Origin of the sequence: Arthrobacter sp. H14, from assembly GCF_000520495.1 — a bacterium.
GTDB lineage: Bacteria > Actinomycetota > Actinomycetes > Actinomycetales > Micrococcaceae > Arthrobacter_C.
In genome coordinates this window covers 2735-4112 of sequence record NZ_KI914699.1, presented here as the reverse complement: position 1 = coordinate 4112, position 1378 = coordinate 2735, and the positions used below count along the sequence as shown (strand labels likewise).

At 58.0% G+C, this 1378-nt stretch carries 3 protein-coding genes; all 3 read left to right on the top strand.

The genetic code is table 11. From position 1 onward, the window contains the following. On the top strand, positions 1-199 hold a 199-nt coding region (locus Y707_RS32320; protein ID WP_216699305.1), incomplete at its 5' end, for a hypothetical protein. Positions 200-375: 176 nt separating this feature from the next. Next, complete coding sequence (locus Y707_RS0120560) at positions 376-894, top strand: hypothetical protein (RefSeq protein ID WP_026536451.1); 519 nt, start codon at positions 376-378, stop codon at positions 892-894. Between the two features lie 168 nt (positions 895-1062). Beyond that, a partial coding sequence (locus Y707_RS31800; protein WP_035782983.1) for a hypothetical protein occupies positions 1063-1378 on the top strand: 316 nt, incomplete at its 3' end.

Below are 1378 nucleotides of genomic sequence, written 5' to 3'. Positions count from 1 at the left end.
GCTAGCTGGTGAGGCGTTCCGGTGGGCGGCGGTGCAGGAGTTTGGTGAGGAAATCAGCGACGCTAGGAGCGCCGAACCAAAGTCGTGGACGTGCAGCCGGCCCGCAGGGGCGGTTGTCCCGGTGGAGCGGGCACGTATGATCCGCAGAGCAGTCGCCCTGGCCAGCTACCAGACCGGCCACCTATCAGAAGCAGCATAAGAAAATAAGTTAGTCAATTTGTCTCAAAAGCTTGACGAGCTCAAACCCTGGTCTTCTGACCCGATGAAGGTGACGTGGTCACGAAAAAATCTGAAATCTATACCAATCCGGTAACGGGGCCCGTCCCGAAGCGCTAATGTCCGCCATTTCCAATAGAAATATATGGAGGCAACATTATGCAGAACATCTTTACCAAGTCCTTGGCCGTCACCGCCGTCAGCGGTGTCATGATCGCCGGAGGCGCCGGCATGGCCAGCGCCAGCACCGGAGATTCCACCAACACCAATGTGGATGGGGCAACCACCCAGGTGTCTGACAACCGCATCGATGACAGCGGCAACCTGTCGCTGGATACCATCCTCAACGATGTGGTCGACACCGGTGACATCGCGAGCAACAACAACGTGCTCAGCGGCATCGACGCCGATGTGTCCGACAACCTCAACGGCATCGCCAGCGGAAACGACGCTGACGTTGACGCCAACCCGGATGTGGACAGCAACGTTGACGCCGATTCCGACGTGGACAGCAACGTCGACGCCGACACCTCGGCCGACAGCCGAACCAAAGTCGTGGACGTGCAGCCGGCCCGCAGGGGCGGTTGTCCCGGTGGAGCGGGCACGTATGATCCGCAGAGCAGTCGCCCTGGCCAGCTACCAGACCGGCCACCTATCAGAAGCAGCATAAGAAAATAAGTTAGTCAATTTGTCTCAAAAGCTTGACGAGCTCAAACCCTGGTCTTCTGACCCGATGAAGGTGACGTGGTCACGAAAAAATCTGAAATCTATACCAATCCGGTAACGGGGCCCGTCCCGAAGCGCTAATGTCCGCCATTTCCAATAGAAATATATGGAGGCAACATTATGCAGAACATCTTTACCAAGTCCTTGGCCGTCACCGCCGTCAGCGGTGTCATGATCGCCGGAGGCGCCGGCATGGCCAGCGCCAGCACCGGAGATTCCACCAACACCAATGTGGATGGGGCAACCACCCAGGTGTCTGACAACCGCATCGATGACAGCGGCAACCTGTCGCTGGATACCATCCTCAACGATGTGGTCGACACCGGTGACATCGCGAGCAACAACAACGTGCTCAGCGGCATCGACGCCGATGTGTCCGACAACCTCAACGGCATCGCCAGCGGAAACGACGCTGACGTTGACGCCAACCCGGATG